This window comes from Parendozoicomonas verongulae, from assembly GCF_009711465.1.
In the GTDB taxonomy this organism is placed as follows: domain Bacteria; phylum Pseudomonadota; class Gammaproteobacteria; order Pseudomonadales; family Endozoicomonadaceae; genus Sansalvadorimonas; species Sansalvadorimonas verongulae.
In genome coordinates this window covers 1-537 of the sequence record NZ_SMME01000315.1, presented here as the reverse complement: position 1 = coordinate 537, position 537 = coordinate 1, and the positions used below count along the sequence as shown (strand labels likewise).

Here is a 537-nt window from a genome sequence, read left to right as displayed (position 1 = left end):
CCACATCGGATCTTGATGTATTCAGTACCTTCCATTCTGAGTGTCTGCTGCTGGATCAATATACCTGGTCAGATGACTCTGGCCCAGTTGACATAAACCCGGTGTCACAGGACTCACTGGCTTATATTATTTATACATCCGGAACGCAGGGGAACCCCAAGGGGGTTATGATTCCCCATGGCTCAGCGCTCAACTGTATAAATGACAGCCTTCAGCGTTATCCTGCTAACAGCAATGACCGTGTCCTGCAAAAAATTCCTCAAGGGTTTGATCCATCCATTTTGGAAATTTTCTGGGCTATGGCGACCCCTGCACCAACAGTGATTGCCAGCCACCAGGAACGTCTGGATCCAGTGCTCATAAACAAGTCCATCATGGAAAACAGTATCTCTATGCTGGTTTTCATTCCATCCGCTCTGGAACTGTTCATTGATACACTATCCTCAGTACCCATGGCACTGCCGCCCTCTTTAAGGACTTTACTTGTAGGCGGGGAAAAACTAACGAATAAAGTTGTCCAAAAAGTCAGAGCGGCTA

The 537-nt window shown here is 47.1% G+C and carries 1 protein-coding gene; it reads left to right on the top strand.

The window, feature by feature from the left end:
- Window positions 1–101: 101 nt before the first annotated feature.
- Window positions 102–537: AMP-binding protein (locus E1189_RS00525; protein ID WP_329601864.1), on the top strand; the 436-nt coding region annotated here is incomplete at its 3' end.